Source organism: Nodosilinea sp. LEGE 07088 (genome assembly GCF_015207395.1).
Taxonomy (GTDB): domain Bacteria; phylum Cyanobacteriota; class Cyanobacteriia; order Phormidesmidales; family Phormidesmidaceae; genus Nodosilinea.
Window position 1 is genome coordinate 15,756 of record NZ_JADEWX010000069.1, and the last position, 12,380, is coordinate 28,135.

The 12,380-nt window shown below is 57.5% G+C and carries 19 protein-coding genes; 2 read left to right on the forward strand and 17 right to left on the reverse strand.

The genetic code is table 11. The features are described from left to right. Nucleotides 1-70: 70 nt before the first annotated feature. From modB to IQ254_RS16020, 3 genes are all read right to left on the reverse strand, one after another. A complete protein-coding gene (gene modB, locus IQ254_RS16010; RefSeq protein WP_193967161.1) occupies nt 71-1,960 on the reverse strand; it encodes a molybdate ABC transporter permease subunit in 1,890 nt (629 codons plus the stop codon). Between the two features lie 179 nt (nt 1,961-2,139). Further along, on the reverse strand, nt 2,140-2,949 hold the full coding sequence (gene modA, locus IQ254_RS16015) for a molybdate ABC transporter substrate-binding protein (protein WP_193967162.1): 810 nt from the start codon (nt 2,947-2,949) through the stop codon (nt 2,140-2,142). After that, nucleotides 2,946-3,233 (reverse strand): hypothetical protein, encoded by a 288-nt coding sequence (locus tag IQ254_RS16020; protein WP_193967163.1) that lies wholly within the window; start codon nt 3,231-3,233, stop codon nt 2,946-2,948. The genes modA and IQ254_RS16020 overlap by 4 nt, the downstream gene beginning before the upstream one ends. A gap of 810 nt (nt 3,234-4,043) precedes the next feature. Here IQ254_RS16020 and IQ254_RS16025 point away from each other — a divergent pair. Then, nucleotides 4,044-4,253 carry a molybdopterin-binding protein gene (locus IQ254_RS16025; protein ID WP_193967179.1) on the forward strand — a complete coding sequence of 70 codons (210 nt, stop codon included), beginning with the start codon at nt 4,044-4,046 and terminating at the stop codon, nt 4,251-4,253. Between the two features lie 25 nt (nt 4,254-4,278). Here IQ254_RS16025 and IQ254_RS16030 read toward each other — a convergent pair whose 3' ends face one another. The 7 genes from IQ254_RS16030 to IQ254_RS16060 form a co-directional block, all read right to left on the reverse strand. After that, the gene (locus IQ254_RS16030; protein ID WP_193967164.1) at nt 4,279-4,437 is read right to left on the reverse strand and encodes a hypothetical protein; all 159 of its coding nucleotides are present in this window, start codon (nt 4,435-4,437) and stop codon (nt 4,279-4,281) included. Between the two features lie 13 nt (nt 4,438-4,450). Continuing rightward, entirely contained in the window at nt 4,451-5,452 is a 1,002-nt protein-coding gene (gene cysK / locus IQ254_RS16035) for a cysteine synthase A (protein ID WP_193967165.1), read from the reverse strand. Nucleotides 5,453-5,550: 98 nt separating this feature from the next. Beyond that, nucleotides 5,551-5,841: a ferredoxin III, nif-specific gene (gene fdxB / locus IQ254_RS16040; RefSeq protein ID WP_193967166.1), complete on the reverse strand. Its 291-nt coding sequence runs from the start codon at nt 5,839-5,841 to the stop codon at nt 5,551-5,553. 146 nt (nt 5,842-5,987) lie between these two features. Then, nucleotides 5,988-6,521 carry a flavodoxin gene (locus IQ254_RS16045; RefSeq protein ID WP_193967167.1) on the reverse strand — a complete coding sequence of 178 codons (534 nt, stop codon included), beginning with the start codon at nt 6,519-6,521 and terminating at the stop codon, nt 5,988-5,990. Nucleotides 6,522-6,589: 68 nt separating this feature from the next. Beyond that, nucleotides 6,590-6,853 (reverse strand): FeoA family protein, encoded by a 264-nt coding sequence (locus IQ254_RS16050; RefSeq protein ID WP_193967168.1) that lies wholly within the window; start codon nt 6,851-6,853, stop codon nt 6,590-6,592. A 66-nt stretch (nt 6,854-6,919) separates the two neighbouring features. Beyond that, nucleotides 6,920-7,219, reverse strand: coding sequence for a 2Fe-2S iron-sulfur cluster-binding protein (locus IQ254_RS16055; RefSeq protein WP_193967169.1), 300 nt, complete (start codon nt 7,217-7,219; stop codon nt 6,920-6,922). Nucleotides 7,220-7,325: 106 nt separating this feature from the next. Continuing rightward, nucleotides 7,326-7,691, reverse strand: coding sequence for an iron-sulfur cluster assembly accessory protein (locus IQ254_RS16060; RefSeq protein WP_193967170.1), 366 nt, complete (start codon nt 7,689-7,691; stop codon nt 7,326-7,328). A 19-nt stretch (nt 7,692-7,710) separates the two neighbouring features. On the opposite strand from IQ254_RS16060, the gene IQ254_RS16065 reads away from it, so the two are divergent. Next, nucleotides 7,711-7,857, forward strand: coding sequence for a hypothetical protein (locus tag IQ254_RS16065; RefSeq protein ID WP_193967171.1), 147 nt, complete (start codon nt 7,711-7,713; stop codon nt 7,855-7,857). Nucleotides 7,858-8,010: 153 nt separating this feature from the next. On the opposite strand, the gene IQ254_RS16070 is transcribed toward IQ254_RS16065, so the two are convergent. The 7 genes from IQ254_RS16070 to nifN all read right to left on the reverse strand — a co-directional run. Next, nucleotides 8,011-8,307 carry a hypothetical protein gene (locus IQ254_RS16070; RefSeq protein WP_193967172.1) on the reverse strand — a complete coding sequence of 99 codons (297 nt, stop codon included), beginning with the start codon at nt 8,305-8,307 and terminating at the stop codon, nt 8,011-8,013. Continuing rightward, on the reverse strand, nt 8,304-9,110 hold the full coding sequence (locus IQ254_RS16075) for a ThiF family adenylyltransferase (protein ID WP_369011313.1): 807 nt from the start codon (nt 9,108-9,110) through the stop codon (nt 8,304-8,306). Before IQ254_RS16075 ends, IQ254_RS16070 begins: the two co-directional genes overlap by 4 nt. 152 nt (nt 9,111-9,262) lie before the next feature. Further along, nucleotides 9,263-9,577 carry a nitrogenase-stabilizing/protective protein NifW gene (gene nifW / locus IQ254_RS16080; protein ID WP_193967181.1) on the reverse strand — a complete coding sequence of 105 codons (315 nt, stop codon included), beginning with the start codon at nt 9,575-9,577 and terminating at the stop codon, nt 9,263-9,265. Further along, entirely contained in the window at nt 9,577-9,798 is a 222-nt protein-coding gene (locus tag IQ254_RS16085) for a CCE_0567 family metalloprotein (protein ID WP_193967173.1), read from the reverse strand. Before IQ254_RS16085 ends, nifW begins: the two co-directional genes overlap by 1 nt. Before the next feature lie 86 nt (nt 9,799-9,884). Beyond that, on the reverse strand, nt 9,885-10,364 hold the full coding sequence (locus IQ254_RS16090; RefSeq protein ID WP_193967174.1) for a NifX-associated nitrogen fixation protein: 480 nt from the start codon (nt 10,362-10,364) through the stop codon (nt 9,885-9,887). Then, nucleotides 10,361-10,798, reverse strand: a complete 438-nt coding sequence (nifX, locus tag IQ254_RS16095) for a nitrogen fixation protein NifX (protein WP_193967175.1) — start codon at nt 10,796-10,798, stop codon at nt 10,361-10,363. The genes IQ254_RS16090 and nifX overlap by 4 nt, the downstream gene beginning before the upstream one ends. A gap of 114 nt (nt 10,799-10,912) precedes the next feature. After that, a partial coding sequence (nifN, locus tag IQ254_RS16100) for a nitrogenase iron-molybdenum cofactor biosynthesis protein NifN (RefSeq protein WP_228040781.1) occupies nt 10,913-12,380 on the reverse strand: 1,468 nt, incomplete at its 5' end.

The window sequence follows — 12,380 nt, forward strand, 5'->3', positions numbered from 1 at the left end:
CCAGGGTTGGCGATGGCCTGACCGAACCTCAGTTCGGGATCACGCTTTCAGGTTAGGAATAGCCCTGGTTTTAATCTGGCAGCATGATCAGGTGTACCGGGTCGAGGCGGACGTTCCACGGAAACGGGCGACTTCTGAGTAGCTCCCACTTTTCTCGGTAGACTTCGGCCTGGAGGTGATAGTCATAGGGCGAGTCGGGCGGCCTGTGCAGCTTAATGTAGAGACTGACGCGATGTTGCGTTTCGCTAGTGGCGGCGATCCAACCCGGGAAGGTGTTGCTTTGGTCAGGGTGGCGCGGAAACCGAATGTGGTGGGCGCGAATGCCCAGGTGGGCCAGGCCGGGCGGCACAGGGTCGATCACCTCGAGGGAGCAGCCCCAATCCACCGCTTCAATGGGCGGTGGGTCTGTCGTTCCCAAGCCGGGGCGGGCGCGGGAGAAATTTTTACACTCCGTCACCTGGGCGACTTCAAAGGTGGGGGGCCGGGCAAAAATATCTTCCTTAGGGCCTTTGGCCAGCATGCGCCCCCTTGAGAGCACCAGCAGATCGGGACAGACGCGATAGGCTTCTTCGAGCTTGTGGGTGATGAACAGCGCCACCCCCGGGTAGCGACTGAGGACGCTGATCAATAACCGCTCAATCTGGCTGCGGAGGTAGGTATCGAGGGCCGAGAGCGGTTCATCGAGCAGCAGAATGTCAGGCTGGATGGCTAACGCCCGGGCCAGGGCTACCCGCTGCTGCTGCCCGCCGGAGAGTTGATCGGGATAGCGATCGCCCAACCCCGCCAGGCCCATCTGCTCCAAATAGGTGATTACTGCCTTCACCCGCTGGGGCTTCGGCACCGCCGCCATGCCAAAGGCGATATTTTGGGCCACGGTGAGGTGGGGAAACAGGGCGTAGTTCTGAAAGACTAGGCCGACTTTGCGATCGCGGCTCGGCACATTGATCCCGGCTTCAGCGTCGAACAGCACTCGCCCGTTGAGCACAATCTTTCCATGGGTCGGATTTTCTAGCCCGGCGATGCAGCGCAGGGTCATGCTTTTGCCTGACCCCGACGCCCCCAGCAGGCCGAGGGGGTCTCGTCCGGCTCTAAAGCGAATCTTGAGGTCAAAGCCGGGGATCTGCTTCTCAATGTTGACGCGCAGTGCGGGGGGCGCGCCATCAGGGATTGCCGCAGCCGCCTCGAAGTGGGAGGGTGGCGTGAATGCCGGGGGCAAAGCTTTGAACAGATGGGGTGCGAACCGGCCAAAAAAGAGGCCGTTAAAGCATCGCTGGGCCAGCGGGCCATGACCCACAGTTGAGGCAGAGCGGCGGCGATCGCCCCGATTTAAACCCGCAATTACCGCTAACGAAATGCCCACCATCAGCAGCACCCAGGCCAGGGCCACCCCCATGCGCCCGGCTTCGGCGGCAAAAAAGATGGCAATGGGAATCGTCTGAGTGACACCGGGAATGCTGCCCCCGACCATCAGCGTGGCGCCAAATTCCCCCAGCGCCCGGGCAAAGGCCAAAATCGTTCCGGCTAGCACCCCGGGCCAGGCCAGGGGCAGCAACAATTGCCAGAAGATCCGCCAGTCCGATGCGCCCAGGGTTTGGGCAGAGCTGATCAGGGTCAAATCCACCTGCTCAAAGGCGCTCAAGACGGTCTTATACATCAGCGGAAACGCCACCACCGTCGCCGCCATGACGGTCGCCGTCCAGGTGAAAATCAGCGTCACGCCCAACTGGCTGAGCAGCTGCCCCAAAGGACTGTTTTTACCCAGCAGCAGCAGCAGCAAAAAGCCCACCACGGTGGGGGGCAGCACCAGGGGCAGGGTGAAGACACCATCGATCCAGCCGCGACCGCGACCGCGATAGCCCATCATCCAGCGGGCGGCGACAATGCCCAGCAGAGAGGCCAGCAGCGTGGCGACAAAGGCCGTCTTCAGAGAAATCCAGAGTGGGGTCAAATCTTCGAACATAGAAAAAGATTTGGCCTCGCGAGTCGGTGGTGCCAGTTAACTAGTCATCGGGGCCAGGGGCGTTAACGGGAATGGAGCTCATAGGAAATTCGATTCGGGAAACCCCGACTCAAAATAGGAACCTCGTAGGGGCATTGCACTGCAATGCCCCTACGGCCATCGATGGCAATCTATGGGATTTATTCTGCCATGCCAAACCCATGGTCTCTAAAGATGGCGATCGCCCGATCGCTCGACAAAAAATCTACAAAGGCCTGGGCGGCGGCCGTATGCTCAATGTCTCGCACGACGGCAACCGGATAAATGATCGGGGCATGGCTATCCTCAGGGGCCGTGGCCACCACCTGCACCTGTTCCGACTCGAGGGCATCGGTGGCGTACACCAGCCCAGCATCGACGTTGCCAGTGGCCACATAGCCAAGCACCTGGCGCACGTCTTTGCCAAACACCAGCTTGGGTTGCAGAGCCGTGTAGAGGTTCAGGGTTGTCAGCACGTCTTTGGCATACTGTCCGGCGGGTACGCTCTCGGGCTCACCGATCGCCACCTTTTCTACCCTGTCCAAATCGGTGAAGTCGGCCACGGTGGTTTTGTCTTTGGGCACGATCAAGACCATGGCATTGCGCAGCAGATCGCGACGGCTGCCCTCCAGCAGTTGGCCCTTAGCCTCTAGGTCATCCATCCACTTGGGTGCAGCCGACAGAAACACGTCGCTGGGTGCCCCCTGGGCAATCTGCTGGGCCAGGGAACCCGAAGACCCAAAGTTGTAGGTGATCGTGACGTTGGGGGCGACCTCACCGTAGGCCTCCTGCACCTCGGCCAGGGCATCCTGAACGCTAGCGGCGGCAGAGACCGTCAGCCCAACGGGGTCGCCAGAGACGGCACCAGCCGTAGAGTCTGGGGAAACAGGGGTGGGGCCACCGCAGGCGATCGCGCCGAGGCCTGCCGCCAAGGCCAGCCCGCCCCACGTCAAGACCTGTCGTCTGTTCATGTGTCTGCCCCCAGTTGAGGGTCAGCCTGGGGATAGAGCCCAAGCTGAACCGAGAGCTCACGGGCGATGAAGATCAGGAATTTAGCGGCATCGGAGTTGTCCTGATGGGCAAAGTAGCTGGCGGTTTGCATTAACGCTGTCACAAAGCCAGCATCCAGCAGATCGGGTTCGGCGTTGAGCATTTGAGGCTCTTCGCCATTGGGACAGGCCAACAGCCGGTCGATGAGAGCAAAGTAACGCTCCTGGCGAGGATCGGCAGGGGCCGCGATGGGGGAAGTTGCCATGGTAAAACCTGGAGTGGAGTGGATAGGGGGAAATAGGTCGCTTGCCCCAGGAAAAGATCTACCTCTCAATCCATCTTTCAGATGCGGCATTTAACATCCGATCGACTCGACTTAGGTAAAGATCTCATCACCGCTCAGACAAAGAGTGCTAAAAGGGGAAAAAAAGCTCTGAAAGGGGCAGGCAGACTCAAAAAATACTTAAAAGAAACTTAAAAAATGTCGCATTAATCAACACTCATCAAACGCCTGAAATCGGTCAGCATGGACTGTTAACCACAATCATTGATTAGGCCTATAGTCTAGTCAAACTAATTTTAAAAAAGTGAGCAAAGCTACTTCTTAATAGAGATTTATGGTTATACCAAATCCGATTTGGGAAACTCCGATTCATAATCAGGAACCTCGTAGGGGCATAGCATGCTATGCCCCTACGAACCGGGGGTATTCAGGCAGGATTTGGTATTATACCAAGTCTCTCCGTGATGGCTATCTATTGCAGGCTGGTCAACGTCCCAGAGAGCACTGACTTTCTCTTGAAGGGAGAGGCGATCGACTCAGAGAACATGAATCATCATAGAAAGTTTCAATGCAGCTGATAGGATCTCTATTGAGAAATCATTATTTTGTACTTCTACAAACAAAACCAAGGATTCCAATTGTTTCCTGCGGCACATTTGCCATAGCCCAAAGGCAGAGCGGAGTCGAGCAGTCTGATTTCCCAGGTCAAACCTGAATCAAAATAGAATGTCGTCAGACATTTTTAAGATATAATCCGGAATGTTTTCTCAACTCCTCGGAAGTTTGAATGCCATGCAGATCAGCGCTCGTAATAGCTTCAAGGGAACGGTTAAATCTATGACTCCGGGAGCTGTTAATACCGAAGTTGTGATTGAAGTTGCGCCCGGCCTAGAGATCACTGCGGTGATTACTAAGACTTCAGCCGAGGGGTTGGGGGTTAGCGTTGGTGGGGAAGTCTATGCTGTCGTTAAAGCCTCCGACGTCATGGTGGCAGTTGATTAACTTGCTAAAAAAAGTGACTGGCGACCTACATCAAGGTTTTTACCAGACCCGCGTCCAACAGGTCGGGCTCAGAGTCGAGCACCTGCGGTTCTTCCCCGCTGGGAAAGGCGAGCAGCCGATCGATCAGAGCCAGGTAGTGCTCTTGGCGGTCAGCAGACGGTGATGGGCTGGCGGTATTTTCCACAATGAATCCTCGGCTATTGGGCAGAAACGACCTGATACTGCTCGGGCAGGCTATCAGGTACCAGGGAAGGACTAGCCGGGGCCAGGTCTTTGAACAGCACGGTGCTGAGGTAGCGCTCGCCAAAGCTGGGCTGAATCATGACAATCAGCTTATCCGCGTTTTCGGGGCGTTTGCCGACCTGAATAGCGGCAGCCAGGGCAGCCCCGGTGGAAATGCCGGACAGCAGACCTTCTTCACGGGCCAGACGACGACTGTAGGCGATCGCCTCGTCATCGGTCACCTGCACCACTTCGTCAATCAGGTTCACCTGCAATACACCGGGCACAAACCCGGCCCCAATGCCCTGGATCTTGTGGGAACCAGAGCTGCCCCCTGACAGAACAGGACTGTTAGCAGGCTCGACGGCGATCGCCTGCAAGGTTGGCCGACGGGATTTCAGCACCTCAGCAATGCCGGTAATGGTGCCGCCAGTGCCAACGCCCGCCACCACCATATCGACCTGACCCTCCGTATCGGCCCAGATTTCTTCGGCGGTGGTCTGGCGATGAACCTGGGGATTGGCGGGATTTTCAAACTGCTGGGGCATGAAGGCATGGGGAACCTGCGCCGCGATTTCTTGAGCCGCTGCGATCGCCCCTTTCATGCCCTGGTTGCCGGGGGTCAGCACCAGCTCTGCACCGTAGGCCCTGAGCATGGCGCGGCGCTCTGTACTCATGGTTTCGGGCATGGTGAGAATGAGTCGGTAGCCTTTTGCCGCCGCGACCATCGCTAGCGCGATGCCGGTATTGCCTGAGGTAGGCTCCACAATGACCGTTTCATCGGGGGAGATCAAGCCCTCATCCTCTGCGGCTCGTATCATGTTCAACCCAATCCGGTCCTTCACCGATGCCGCCGGATTCATCCCCTCCAGCTTGACGACGATCCGCGCAACGCAGCCCTCTGCTTGAGGAATGCGGTTGAGCTGCACCAGGGGAGTTTTGCCGATCAGTTGAGTAATGTCTTCAGCAATATGCACGATATAAGGCTCCTTGTAGAGAGTAGGGGCATAGCATGCTACGCCCCTACCAATCGGGGGTATGCAACCAGAATTTGGCGTAAAACCTGTTTTGGAGATTAAGCCAGGGCTGGCGCATAGGTGTGGCAGCGTTTGGGGCAGACGCGATCGCAGGCCTGACAGCCAATGCAATTTTGGGGCTGCACCACAGACATCACTTTGCGCTCAATTTCATCGTCATCTTCATCGGCGACTTCCCCGTCTTCATTCAGGGCCAAGAGGGCCATCACCCCTCGACCACAGGCTTTGAAGCAGCGCCCGCAGCCCAGGCAGGTGTCCCAGTTGATGGTTTGTAAGAACTGGGGCGTCCAGGGGTTGCCTCCAGAGGTTAAACCCGTAACGTAGGTCATAATCCGTTCTCCTTGAATCTTCAAGAGGGTATCCGCTTAAACTGGGACGCTGGCAGAACCTGGCAGGTAGGAGCCAGAAGCCAGTAATGACGATCCTTCTAGATCCTGGCTACCCGACAGCAATATCCTGCCTTGGGTAGATGCCCTTACAGTGCTGCCAGGGCGGGGAAGTCGGCTTTCAACAGCTGTAGCCAATCGGCGATCCGCTGATCGGTTTTTTCGCTTTCGTTGACTTCATCGAGGGGCAGGCCGACAAACTTTCCATCGCGGATCGCCGTCGATTTTTCAAAGGAATACCCGTCTGCGGCAACCGCACCGACGACATTGGCCCCCAGGGCTTTGAACTGGTCGTAGAGGGTGCCTAAGGCCCCGACAAAGTGTTTGCTGTGGCCTTCGCAATCGCCTGGCCCAAAGATGGCGATGGTTTTACCCGAGAAGTCAGGCTTATCCATCTCCATATCAAACAGCGGCTCACGCCAGTCATTCTGAACTTCCCCAGCGCCCCAGGTGGAGCAGCCTAGCAGCAGGTAGTCGTATTTCAGCAGATCGTCAACGTCGTCAAAGTCTTCTTCCATGCTGTACAGGTCGCAGATATCTTCACCGATTTCCTGCTGTATTTTCTCTGCGATCTCTTCGGTGGTGCCCGACGTGCTGCCGTAGAAAATTGCTATGTTTGCCATGATGAATCACCTGTTGTGAAGGGTATTGGATGCGAAAAGAAACGATCGAATCACTTGAGCCATGGGGCCTAGTGGTACCTACTCGTAGGCTTAGTCCGCACGTATATGGACTGGCGTAGTCGTTTACTAAGGGCTATCTGTTTCCCGCCAGTGCTCACCACAAAATTGGGAAATCGTTCGATCAGGTGAATCGATTTGCCCCGATCTAAGCCCAGTGCTTTGAGGTCTCTAACGGCACTGGCATCGGTGCTGGCTAAACGAGCAATAATCCCTCGTTCGCCCACTTTCATCAGTGGCAGCGATGAACCCGAAACGGTAAAGCCAGTAAACATAGTGAATACTCCAGTTGCTTCAAATTTGACCTCCCGCTCTGGGGTTTCCCTCCGAGGCGAGGATATTTAAACCAGGTACGCCTCCATGTGGGTTTTGATCGTGCAGTCAGAGCGAGGATAGGCGACACAGAGCAATACAAACCCTTTTTCTATCTGGGCATCGTCCAGGAAAGATTGGTCTTCCTGATCGATCTCGCCCTCAACTAATTTGCCAACGCAGCTGGAGCAGGCTCCGGCCCGGCAGGAGAAGGGCAGTTCGATGTCCTGTTCCTCCGCAGCATCGAGGATGTAGGTATCCTCTTCGACAGGAATCGTGATGTCGATCTGCCGTTTTTTGTTGATCAGTTGAATTTGATAAGTGGTCATGGCGTTTTCCTATCTTTGGGGTAAGGGAATAGGGAGTAGGCGGTAGGGAATAGGGAGTAGGTGTAAGAATCCTGATCCCTACTCCCTATTCCCTCACCTCTAATAGCTAAGAACAGGGCACGGCCTCTGGCGTACAGTCTCCGGCCTGGAATGACTTGCCGCAGCCGCAGGTGTCGGTGGCGTTGGGGTTGGTGAACTTAAACCCGCTTTCGAGCAGGCTGTCGACGTAGTCCACCACAATGCCGTCAAGCAGCGGCGCGCTCTGGGGGTCAACAAAGACTTTAAGGGAGCCTGCTTCGACAACTTCGTCGTCGGGGTTGGGGGAGTTAGCAATTTTGATGTCGTACTCGTAGCCATTACAGCCGCCGTCTTTGACGGCCAGGCGCACGCCCCGCTGGGGGGTGTAGTCGGGGGTGCCGCGAACGAAGGTGCGCAGGCGGAGTTCGGCGAGTTCGGTTAGGGTGACAGTCATGGTGTTGGGGGGGTAGGGGATGGGGGAAAAGGGAAGAGGGAAGAGGGAAAAGGGAAGAGGGAAGAGGGAAGAGGGAAAAGGGAAGAGGGAAGAGGGAAGAGGGAAGAGGGAAGAGGGAAGAGGGAAGAGGGAAAAGGGGGAGACCGTAGCGTGGGTTAGGCCATAATCAAGCCAGGCTTAAATCAGATAAATCAGGCATTGGCCGTAACCCACAGACGAGCATTTCGCGGAATAGAGGCATTGAGCCGATAATCCAAAATCCAAAATCGCCAATCCAAAATCGCTAATGGCCGTACCCACGGGAGAGCATTTCAACAACTCAGGGAGGGTTTCGACACTGGCGGCGCAACAGACAGTATTTGGGGCAACTGGGCTTGATGATGCGATGGTCCGAGACCGGCCCCTCAGGGCCAACGCGCGGCGTGCAGTCCGGGTAAACAATCAGCGCCGTGAGAATGGCAATTTTCAACAGTCCAGGGGCCGCCACTAGACCAGCTAGAACGCAGACCAGAGCCAGGGAAAAGCCCAGGAGTCGAGCTACCTCATCGGGGTGACGACGGCCATAGCGCCAGAGAAAAAATGCGATCGCAATCAGCACCAGAGCAAGCCAGGTCATAGGGCACCGCAGAACTCAGCAGGGGCAATGTCAGTCAGGCGATCGGACAGATGATGCCGAGAGATTGGGCCGCATACCGGGCAGTCAGGGTCGTGGTAAGCCCGCCGCTTGGCAAACTCGGCTCGGGCTAGATCCATCGTCAGCAGCTGGCCCAGCAGGGGATCTCCCAGGCCAGTGACCAGCTTGATCGCCTCCAGGGCGGCCAGGCAGGCCAGGGTGCCCGAGACCGCGCCCAGTACCCCAAAGCCCCAGCGGTCCCACTCGGGCTTTTCGGGATACAGGCAGGTGAGGCAGGGGGTTTGCCCCGGCACGATGGTGGTGAGGTAGGCCTCCATGCTGTTCATGGCGGCTTCCACCATGGGCCTGCCCCAGCGCACGCAGGCGGCGTTGAGCAGGTCGCGCTCGTTGAAGTCAAAGGCGCAGTCAAGGGCGATATCGGCCCGCTGCACCAGGGCGTCGATGTTGTCGGCGCTGACGTATTCGCACACCGCCTCAACCTCAATGTCGGGGTTGAGCGCCTGGAGCGTTTTCTGGGCCTTGAACACCCTGGGCTGGCCCACCCAGTCGTCCGTCATCAGCACCTGGCGGTTGAGGTCATCCCGCTGCAGGTCGCCCCCCCGCACCAGGATCAGCTTGCCCACCCCAGCGACCGCCAGGTATAGGGCCGCAGTACCGCCTAACCCGCCCACTCCGGTGACCAGGGCCGTAGTATTTTTCAGCTTGAGCTGCCCCGTTTCACCTAAACCGGGCAGCATGATTTGGCGGCGGTAGCGTTCTATTTCGGTCGGCGTTAGCTGAGCCACGGCATCCTCACAAGATGGTTGAGTCACATCCCCTCCCAGGAGGGGTGCCCGCAGGGCGGGGTGGGTCTGGTGCAACGAGCAATTCTCGAAAGTGGGTAAGTTTCCCTTGGCTGGGTTTACCCACCCCTGCCCCTCCGAGGAGGGGATTAGAGCTACTCCACCTCAATATCGGAGAGCATCACCACGTTCTTGGGCTTATCTTTGAACACCTTGAACAGCTTTTGCTCCACGGAGTTGGAGGTGACAAACAGGTCGTAGGCGTTGCGTAATTCCCGACTGTAGGCCGCCAGGATCTCGGCTTCGCTCTGGTTTTTGTCTACGCCCTCAACCAGCTGGGAGAACTTGCGCAGAATGTGCAGGCGATTGATATTCACAATCTGGGGGTCATAGGTGAGGCCAAAGAACTCGAAATACTCTTCGGCGTCTTTAAGCAGGTTGAACTGGGCTAGGGATAGTGGTGCTGTCATCATTGAGCGGCCTCCAAAGTTTTGAGTTGTTGCTTGAGGTCACGGAGCTGGACATAGATGGCGTAGGTGCGCTCTGCTGCTTCGGGTAGCTGCTCCAGGTCGTTAGGAAGGCCTTCGGCAATGTCGTGAAGGTCCATCTTCATCTGACCGGCTTTGCTGTTGAGCTTTTTGATCTGTTTCTTGAGAGCCTCAAGGTCGGTGGGAGTGGTGGTTGTGGTCATAGGCGTTAGGGAATAGGGAACAGGGAATAGAGGGGGATGGGGGGAAGTTTTTAATTTTGAATTTTCTCCCTTGATCCCCATCGCTCCTACACGTCAGCGACTTCAGGGAAGCGCTGGGCCAGCTCAATGCCTTTTTGCACCAGCTTTTCGCCTTCTTCGTTGAGCTTATCGAGGGAGGCAAAGCCAAAGCGTTGGGCATCGCGCAGGGTCTTGGAGACCAGCAGCAGCCGACCGGAGAAGATTAATGCCCAGCCAAAGCCTTCGTGGCTGAGGTCAATCACCACCTGCGACAGCAGGCCCGACTCTTCTTCGATGCGGTAGGCGATCGCCCGATAAAACGCCATAACGCGGCTCTGGGTGATCGGGTCCACATCGCCATCGACAGAGATTTCGCGCTTTTGGGCTTTGCTCAGCACGTAGGGCTTGAGCAGGAGCTCGTCAGCCCAGTTGCGGTAGGTGCCGTAGGGGTCGTTAGCGCGAATCTGCTGGACGATTGCCTTCAAAAACGGCGCATTGTCGATCACCAGAGCATTTTCAAGGGTTTCAGGGGCTTGTACGGGGCTCATACGAGTAATTCCTCTTCGATAGTTTCTAGTTCGTCATCAAAGCTGTCGTCTACCTGGGGCGGCTGGCTCTTTTGCAGCGCCTTACGCAGCCAGGGCGGCGGGCTGCCGTTGAGGGTCTGCACCAGCCGGGTCAGCACGTCCTGAATCTCGTCTGCCTCGGTCTGGGCCTTGATCGGGGTGACATTTTTGCGGATTAGCCGGGCGGCGGCGCTGCCCCCAATCGCTAAAACGTAGACAATGGTGCAGTCTTCTAGCGCTTTAACCTTGGGCTCTAGCTTGTCTTCGTTGCCGTCTTCCTTCAGGTCGCCCCCAAATTCAAGGGTTTCGAGAAAGCGGTAGCCTGCGGTATCGACGTCGTAGACATCAATGCGCTTAGCCCAGCCAAAGTGAGCGTTAATGTATTCGGAATCTTTGGTTGTGAATGCAACTTTCATCGGTAGTCTCCTGTTTGAATAACAAGGGAGGGAGGGGGAAGAGGGAACAGGTGATAGGGAAGAGGGAACAGGTGATAGGGAAGAGGGAACAGGTGACGGACTATTCCCTACTCCCTACTCCCTACTCCCTACTCCCTCCATGTCTCCCTCCCTCCAGCTCTCCACCAGCGCGTGAGCCTTCTCCTCGTCGGCTTCCATAAACAGGTTGCCGATGTCGAACAGCAGCTGGGTGGTGCCGTCGTAGCCCACGGTGCAGCGGCGACCGTTGCCGAGGCGATCGAACACCGGAAAGCCCAGGCGATAGAGGGGAATATCCAGCTGCTTGGCCAAAGCTTTGGCGTTGGAGTTGGCGATCAGCAGATCGGCCCCCTGGGCCAGGTCGGCGAAGTCCTCCAGGTCGCCGAGGGTGACACTATCGAGGGGCAGATCCTTCAGCAGCTTGGATTTGGTGGTGGTGACGGCGGCGTGCACCTGAGCCCCGGTGGTCTTGAGCCACCAGGCGATCGCGTGCAGCAGATCTGGCTCCAGAGCCAGGGCTACCCGCTTGCGACCAAAGAAAAAGTGGGTGTCAAGAATGGCATCCTGAAGCTGCTGGCGCTGGTGCTGGTATTTTTCGGGCACGGGCTGCCCACTGAGGGTGGCCAACTGGTGCACAAAGCGATCGACCTCGGCCAGCCCGGTGAGGCTGTTGAAGACCGCGAACTCAGTGCCAAAGCGCTGCTGCAAGATCTCGGCAGCGGTGGTCATGGTGTGGCCAATAGCCAGGGTGAAAATGGAGTGGTGCAGCGATCGCAGCTCGTCCACGGGCGTACCCCCGCTGGTGACCGCGCTGTAGTCATCAGACAGGTGGCCATCCAGCGAGGCCGACAGATCGGGCAGCACCACTGGCTTGAGGTTAAAGGCGCTGACCATGTCCTTCACCGCCTGCACGTCACCGGGGGCCAGGGATGGCCCCGCCAGCACCGTCACCTGAAACTGCGAGGTCGGGGTCGGGTGAGGGTAGAACGGGTCAGCCTCCAGGGAATGGAGATCTAAGCCATTTTCGGTGCCGATGGGGATATCCCGTACCAGGGCTTCCACCGCTGCGGCGTAGCCATCCTGCAACGCCCCTTTAAAGTCAGGCGTGGAGGCAAAGGCGATCGGCAGGTGAGCTAGCTCCGGCTGCCGCTGGCGAATGGTGCGCAAAATGCCCTGCATGTCGTCGCCACGGGTTTCGGTCAGGCCGGTGGTGCAGAGGCCGATGATCTCGGGCTTAGCCTTTTCCAGCAGGGTGAGCATCGCCGTCTCGACATTGTCTTCCCCGCCCAAAATCGTGCTCACCTCGGTCATCGCCGTGGTCGAGAGGGGAATCGCCTCCCGGAAGTGGCGCACCAGCATCACCTTGGCAAAGGCCGTACAGCCCTGGGAGCCGTGGAACAGCGGCATAATGCCCTTGACGCCCAGGTAGGCCAGGGCCGCGCCGAGGGGTTGGCTTTGCTTGAGGGGGTTGACGGCGACGGCCTTGCGGCGGGAGACGACTTTGGTGGGAGATGGGGGGAGGGGAGAGGGAGGATTTTGGATTTTGGCCTCCCCTCCTGGGAGG